The 6,232-nt window shown below is 70.7% G+C and carries 7 protein-coding genes; all 7 read left to right on the forward strand.

Features of this window, described 5'->3' with window-relative positions; all coding sequences use genetic code 11:
- Positions 1-97 precede the first annotated feature (97 nt).
- Positions 98-1,120 (forward strand): ABC transporter substrate-binding protein, encoded by a 1,023-nt coding sequence (locus tag QM638_RS06705; RefSeq protein ID WP_415141178.1) that lies wholly within the window; start codon positions 98-100, stop codon positions 1,118-1,120.
- A gap of 116 nt (positions 1,121-1,236) precedes the next feature.
- The gene (locus QM638_RS06710; protein ID WP_415141179.1) at positions 1,237-2,100 is read left to right on the forward strand and encodes an ABC transporter ATP-binding protein; all 864 of its coding nucleotides are present in this window, start codon (positions 1,237-1,239) and stop codon (positions 2,098-2,100) included.
- On the forward strand, positions 2,081-2,932 hold the full coding sequence (locus QM638_RS06715; protein ID WP_415141180.1) for an ABC transporter permease: 852 nt from the start codon (positions 2,081-2,083) through the stop codon (positions 2,930-2,932). Before QM638_RS06710 ends, QM638_RS06715 begins: the two co-directional genes overlap by 20 nt.
- Positions 2,929-3,687 (forward strand): ABC transporter permease, encoded by a 759-nt coding sequence (locus tag QM638_RS06720; protein WP_415141181.1) that lies wholly within the window; start codon positions 2,929-2,931, stop codon positions 3,685-3,687. Before QM638_RS06715 ends, QM638_RS06720 begins: the two co-directional genes overlap by 4 nt.
- Positions 3,688-3,878: 191 nt before the next feature.
- Positions 3,879-4,460: a hypothetical protein gene (locus QM638_RS06725; protein ID WP_415141182.1), complete on the forward strand. Its 582-nt coding sequence runs from the start codon at positions 3,879-3,881 to the stop codon at positions 4,458-4,460.
- Positions 4,461-4,614: 154 nt separating this feature from the next.
- The gene (locus QM638_RS06730; RefSeq protein WP_415141183.1) at positions 4,615-5,526 is read left to right on the forward strand and encodes a LysR substrate-binding domain-containing protein; all 912 of its coding nucleotides are present in this window, start codon (positions 4,615-4,617) and stop codon (positions 5,524-5,526) included.
- 74 nt (positions 5,527-5,600) lie between these two features.
- A partial coding sequence (locus QM638_RS06735) for a LacI family DNA-binding transcriptional regulator (protein ID WP_415141184.1) occupies positions 5,601-6,232 on the forward strand: 632 nt, incomplete at its 3' end.

Below are 6,232 nucleotides of genomic sequence, written 5' to 3' on the forward strand. Positions count from 1 at the left end.
TGCGGAATGGGTGTGGTTCGAACCCTGGACTCTCCAATGTCCGTCGGCGACTGTTAAGCCCATCACAGCCATCGGCACCGACCACAGGAGGTATGTCGTGCCACATCCCATCACCTCGAGTAGACGCCAGTTCCTGGTGCGCACCGGCTCGGTCGCACTCGGTCTCGGCGTCACCGGCGTGCTCGCCGCGTGCGGCTCGTCGGCCAAGAGCACCAGCTCCTCGGGGAGCTCCACCGCCTCCGGAGGCTCGATGACGTTGCGCATCGCCTACAACCCCAACCCGACCAACACCACCATCGTGGTCGCCGACAAGCAGGGGTTCTTCGAGCAGAACGGCCTGGACGTCAAGCTGACCGCCTCGCAGGCCTCGGCGGCGCTGCTGAGCAGCATCGGCAAGCAGTACGACCTGATCACCGTCACCCCGCCGACCCTGCTGCAGGCCTCGGCCAACGGCATCGACGTCGTCCTGCTCGCCGCGGAGGACATCGAGAACAACGGCAAGCTGCGCAACAGCTACCTGATCGGCGCCAAGGACCTCTCCTCGGTCGACGACCTCAAGGGCAAGACCATCGGCGTTCCCACGCTGTCGGGCAACCTGTACGAGGGCGTGGTGGCGATGCTCGTCAACGCCGGGATGAGCAAGACCGACGTCAAGCTCCTCCAGGTCCCGTTCAGCGACATGGCCGGCGACCTGTCCAGCGGCACCATCCAGGCCGCCGCCACCATCTTCCCCTACAACGGTCAGCTGCTCGGCGAGGGCTTCAAGGACCTCGGCAACCCGGTGATGGAGGCCGTCGGCGACGAGGACACCGCCCTATCGGCCGGGTGGGCGGCGTACACGCCCTGGACGGAGAAGAACGCCGAGGCGATCGCGGCGTTCAACAAGTCCCAGCAGCAGGCGCTGGCCTGGATGAAGGCGAACATGTCCAAGGCCCGCCAGATCCTCGTCGACGACTTCGAGATCCCCGAGCAGGTCGCCAAGACGTTCCCGGTCACGCAGTTCGTCTCCTTCGAGCCCAAGGAGTCCTACCTGGAGCCGTGGGTCGCGCCGATGCAGGCCGCGGGCGACCTGTCCAAGGACTTCGACACCTCGATCGGCGACCTGGTCTACCAGGGCTGAGCAGGGCCGAGACAGGATCCAGCGGCGGTACGACGCCCGGGCCGACGGTCGGATCGGCAGTCGGATCGGGGCCCATCGGCCCGGGTGAGAGGTGAATCATGAGTGGAGATGTAGCTGTGGAACAACCGGATCTGGCCAAGGCCGACACCGAGGCCGCGATCGATCGGCAGACCGATCCACAGCCAGCGCGTGAGGTGCTCTTCGAGCTGCGCGACGTCGGCGTCACGCTGCCGGCCGGTCCGGGCGGCCGCGAGATCCTCACCGATGTCCAGGTCGAGGTCGGCACCGGCGAGATCGTGGCGATCGTCGGTCCCTCCGGGACCGGCAAGACCACGCTGCTGCGGGTGCTCTCCGGCCTGCTGCGCCCGACCTGCGGCACCGTCACGCTGGCCGGGCGACCGGTCACCGGGCCCTCGGCGAGCGCCGTCACGGTCTTCCAGGACTACGCCACGGCGCTGCTGCCGTGGCGCACCGTGGCGCACAACGTGGCGCTTCCGCTGGAGGGCAAGACCGGCAAGGCGGAGCGTCGGCGCCGGGTGCGGGAGGCGCTCGAGGTGGTCGGCCTGGCCGAGCGTGCCGAGGAGTACCCATGGCGGCTCTCGGGCGGGATGCAGCAGCGTGTCCAGATCGCCCGGGCCCTGGTCGTCCAGCCGCAGGTGCTGCTGATGGACGAGCCGTTCGGCGCGCTCGACGCGATCACCAAGGCCTCGCTGCACGACCAGCTGATGGACGTCCAGGCGCAGACCGGCCAGACCGTCATGTTCATCACCCACGATGTGGACGAGGCCGTCTACCTCTCCGACCGGGTGATGGTCATCCACACCCCGGACGGCCCGGGGACCCCGGGCACGATCGTGCACACCGTCACCACCGGCCTCCCCCGGCCGCGCGACGGCATCGCCACCCGGGACCTGCCCGGCTTCCACGCCGCCCGGCACGAGCTGGCGGAGGTGCTGCGCGATGGCCGCGTCGGTCACTGAGCCGACCGCACCGGCACCGCGCCCGGCGGTCCGCGGACACGGCCGGGTACGCCGCGCCGGCGGAGGCGTCAACCTCCTCGGCCTCGGCGTCATCGTGGTGCTGGTCGTCGCCTGGCAGCTGTTGGTCGGCGCCGGCGTCGTCAACGAGGACGCACTGCCCACGCCCACCGACATCTGGCACGGCTTCCGATATCTCGCCGGCAAGGACGGCGGGTTGTGGGAGGCGGTGCGGCACACCGTCGGGGTGGTCCTGCTGGCCTGGGCGATCGGGGCGGTCCTCGGCGGTCTGCTCGGCGTCGTACTCACCCTGAACCGGGGAGTCGCCTCGTGGACCAACGCCACCGTCGACCTGCTGCGCTCGCTCCCGGTGGTCGCCTTCATCCCGATCGCGATCATCGTGTGGGGCACCGGCAGCAAGACCGAGATCGTGCTCGGCGCCTACTCCGCGCTGTGGCCGATGCTGATCAACACCGCCGGCGGCGTGCGTGACATCCCGCCCCGACTGCACGACGTGGCCCGCACCATGCGGCTCTCCCCGCTCGCCAAGCTGACCAAGGTCATCCTGCCGGCGACCGGGTCGGCGATGCTGGTCGGTGCCCGGCTCTCGCTGGCCGCCACCCTGGTGATCTGCGTGGTCGCCGAGATGCTCGGCCTGCAGAGCGGGATCGGCAACCAGCTCGTGCTGGAGCAGAGCGCGAACCAGCCGGCCCGGATGTGGGTCTACGTGCTGACCACCGGGGTCCTCGGCATCGGCGTCAACTTCGGCCTGGTCTGGCTGTTCCGGCTGGTGCTGCCCGGCGTCGCGGCCGTTGCCGAGAGGAGGGCGGGATGAGTCTCCGTTCGCTGCGTGGGTTCGTCCCGCTGGCCGTCGTCTTCGCCCTCTGGCAGATCTTCGGCGACCCGGACTCGCCGACCGTCCCGGCGCCGTCGGCCTGGTGGGACGCGCTGAAGCAGATCGACGCCAGCGGCGCGCTGTGGCCGGCCATCGGCTCCAGCATGAGGCTCTTCCTCGAGGGCCTGGTGGTGGCCACGATCCTGGGAGTGGCGCTCGGTCTGGCGCTCGGCGCCTCGCGGACGCTCAGTCGCGCGCTGGGGCCGCTGTTCGAGTTCGTCCGGGCCACCCCGGCCGCCGCCATCGTTCCGGCGGCCCTGATCCTCTTCCACGCCACCGCCCGCACCGAGATCGGGATCGTGGTCTACGGCACGATCTGGCCGATCCTGCTCAACACCGCGGCCGCCCGGTCGGCGCTCGCTCCGTTGCGCCTGGAGATGGCGGACTCGCTGCAGCTCTCCGGCTGGGACCGGCTGCGCAAGATCGTGCTCCCCTCGCTGATCCCACAGATCGCGACGGGCGTCCGGATCGCCGCACCGATCTGTCTGATCGTCACGCTGCTGGTCGACTTCCTGATGGCCACCGGCGGCATCGGCTACCTGCTCGTCCAGTACCAGCAGATGTTCCAGACGCCGAGCGCGTTCGCGCTGCTCGCCGTCATCGGCGTCATCGGCATCGCCGTCAACCTGATCATCGGCACCGCCGAGCGCCTGGTCCTGCGGCGCTGGCCGGTCGGCGCACCGTCCTCCTCCTAGCGGCCTCCCAGTGACCTGGGCCGTACGACGCCCGACGGCGCCGTACGCATCCCAGGCCCATCCGAGGCCAATCCCACACCCACCCCACGCCTACGTCCATCCCACGTCCACCGGCCGGCCGACGACGGCCGGCCGAGCTCCCTGCGAGCCACGTTTCGAGCTCCATCCCAGCTCCATCCGAAGGAGAACCCATGCGACTCCCCCAGCTCCAGCCCGAGACCATGACCGAGCGTCAGCGCGAGGTCGCCGGCCGGATCGCCGGCCGGCGCGGCGCCGTCCGCGGGCCGTTCCAGGTCTGGCTCAACAGCCCGGAGGCCTGCGACCGGGTCGAGGCACTCGGCGCGTTCCTGCGCTTCGACTCCAGCATCCCGCTGCGGCTGCGCGAGCTCTCCCTGCTGCTCGCGGCGCGCAACTGGGACGCGCAGTACTCCTGGAACGCGCACGTCGACAAGGCCGTCTCCGAGGGCATCCCCCAGGCCGCGGTGGACGCCATCGCCCGCAAGGAGACACCGGTCTTCACCCGCGAGGAGGACACCGTCTTCTACGAGTTCTGCACCGAGATCCTCACCGAGCACTTCGTGACCGACGAGACCTTCGCCGCGGCACTCGCGATCTTCGGCCCCGAGGGTCTGGTCGACACGGTCGCCTCGCTGGGCAACTTCACCATGCTGGGCATGTGCCTCAACGCCTTCCAGGTCGACCTGCAGGCCGACCGCGAGCCGCCGTACCCGGACATCCGCGGGTACGCCCGGGTCGAGCAGACCTCGGCCTGACCGTCCCGTTCCGGGTCCTGCGCCGAGGCCCAGACCGAGGCCCGGACCGCGGCCCGGGACGGGACCGGGATCGGACTGGATCGACGCCGGGGCCGCCTCCCCGGGGCTACAGTGGCCCCGGCCACCGTCGTCCGCCGTCTCAAGGAGCCTCATCGTGGATCGGGTCGTCGTGATGCGCAGCTTCGTCGCCGTCGGCGACGAGGGCAGCTTCAGCCGGGCAGCGAAGACCCTGGGCATCTCCGGATCGCTGGTCTCCAGGCACATCTCGGACCTGGAGAAGTACCTCGACATCCGGCTGGTCAACCGCACCGCCCGCGCGGTCAGCCTCACCGCGGCCGGCCGACGGCACCACGAGTTCGCCCGGCACCTGCTCGATGAGCTGGACACCGAGGACACCTCCCTGCGCGGCCTGCGGGATCGCGCGGAGGGACCGCTGGCGGTGATCTGTCCGAAGTGGATCGGCAATCTCGACCTCGGCGAGGCGATCGCCGAGTTCGCGGTCGACCACCCCAAGATCCACGTCCGCTTCGAGGTCGGCGGGATGTCCGATCGCGCCTTCGACTTCCTCGACCAGGGGTACGACGTCGCCTTCCACACCCGCGAGCTGCGCGACTCCACCATGCTGCTGCGCAAGCTCACCGATCTGGAGTTCGAGCTGTGTGCCTCCCCCGACTACCTCGCCAAGCACGACCCGCTGGTGGCACCGATGGACCTGGCCGACCATGACTGCCTGGTGCACATCAACGACCCGATCTGGTATCTCCACGCCGATGGCGAGGAGCTCAACTTCAAGGTCACCGAGCCGGTCTACTCCTCCAACAGCTATCTGACCCTGCGCAAGGCGGCCGTGCACGGGCGCGGGATCGCGCTGATGCCGGTGCGCACCGCGGCCGAGGACATCGCCGCCGGGCGGCTGCAACGGGTGCTGCCCGAGTATCAGGGCCCGGCCCGCTCGCTCTACGCGGTGCACTCCCCCGGCTCGCACACCCTCCGCAAGGTGCGGGTCTTCCTCGACTACGTGGCGAACTGGTTCGTCAAGAACCCGATCGGCAGACCGGAGGCGTGAACCCCGACGAGCCGACTCCGAGACCGCCGACCTCGACGCGATCGGACTCGGCTCGTCGCGTCACCATGCGCGACGTGGCCGAGGCGAGCGGAGTCTCCCGGGCGACGGTCAGCTTCGTGCTCAACGACGTGGCCGGTCAGACGATCTCGGCGAGCACCCGGGAGAAGGTGCGCGCGGTGGCCGACCGGCTGGGCTACCGGCCGCACGGCATCGCCCGCGCGCTGCGCGAGGGCAGCTCGCGGATCGTGGTGCTCACCGTGCCACCGGGATTCGACGGTCACTACTCGGCGTCCTTCATCGCCGGGCTCGACGACGAGCTCTCCCGGCACGACCACGTGCTGCTGGTGTGGCACGGCGAGGACGCCGAGACGCGAGCCCGGGTCCGCGGGACGGTGGCGCCACGGGCGGTGCTCTCCTTCGGTGAGCCGTACGACGAGCCGGCCGGCTCGGGCCTCGACGACGCGGGCGGCGGCTGGGCCGACGGCCTGGCGGCGCACGCCGCGGCGCAGCTCGAGCATCTGCTGGCGAGCGGACACACCCGGATCCTGCTGGCGCTGCCGGAGGGCGACTCGGCGCTCGTCGCCACGCGCCGCCGGTTCGCCGTCGAGCATGCCCGCCGGCGCGGCCTGCCCGACCTGGTGGTGGCCTCGGTGCCGGCACCCCGCCCGGCCGCGACCGCCGCCTGCGCGGCGGTGCGTGCGGCGCA

Origin of the sequence: Nocardioides sp. (assembly GCF_047606145.1) — a bacterium.
Lineage (GTDB): Bacteria > Actinomycetota > Actinomycetes > Propionibacteriales > Nocardioidaceae > Nocardioides.

Excerpts from the sequence above, each read along its gene's own strand:
- QM638_RS06715 (WP_415141180.1), top strand. The coding sequence starts at position 2,081 with ATGGCCGCGTCGGTCACTGAGCCGACCGCACCGGCACCGCGCCCGGCG.
- QM638_RS06720 (WP_415141181.1), top strand. The coding sequence starts at position 2,929 with ATGAGTCTCCGTTCGCTGCGTGGGTTCGTCCCGCTGGCCGTCGTCTTC.
- QM638_RS06725 (WP_415141182.1), top strand. The coding sequence starts at position 3,879 with ATGCGACTCCCCCAGCTCCAGCCCGAGACCATGACCGAGCGTCAGCGC.